We start from the raw sequence: 457 nt of genomic DNA, 5'->3' as shown, positions 1-457 counted from the left end.
AACGTTGGTGTACTACTACGTGGTACTAAACGTGATGACGTAGAGCGTGGTCAAGTATTGGCTAAGCCTGGTTCAATCACTCCACACACCCAGTTTGAAGCTGAAGTGTATGTATTGTCTAAAGATGAAGGTGGTCGTCATACTCCATTCTTCAAAGGCTATCGTCCACAGTTTTACTTCCGTACAACGGACATCACTGGTGCAGTAGAATTACCAGAAGGTGTAGAAATGGTAATGCCTGGCGACAACTTGAAATTCAAAGTTGAGCTAATCAACCCAATCGCGATGGACGAAGGTTTACGCTTCGCAATCCGTGAAGGTGGCCGTACTGTTGGTGCTGGTGTTGTAGCAAAAATCATCGCTTAATAGCGAGATAAGATACGAATTAAAAAGCCGCTCTTAGAGCGGCTTTTTTTGTGCCTGCGATTTGTATTTACAATATTTGTAGCATGGCCTT

At 43.8% G+C, this 457-nt stretch carries 1 protein-coding gene; it reads left to right on the top strand.

The features are described 5' to 3' along the window. A partial coding sequence (locus tag ABWV72_RS21205) for an EF-Tu C-terminal domain-related protein (RefSeq protein WP_502902156.1) occupies positions 1-366 on the top strand: 366 nt, incomplete at its 5' end. Positions 367-457 lie beyond the last annotated feature (91 nt).

Origin of the sequence: Aliiglaciecola sp. NS0011-25 (assembly GCF_040370605.1) — a bacterium.
Classification (GTDB): domain Bacteria; phylum Pseudomonadota; class Gammaproteobacteria; order Enterobacterales; family Alteromonadaceae; genus Aliiglaciecola; species Aliiglaciecola lipolytica_A.
Note: the sequence above shows the minus strand (reverse complement) of the source record. Positions and strands in the feature narration are given on the sequence as shown.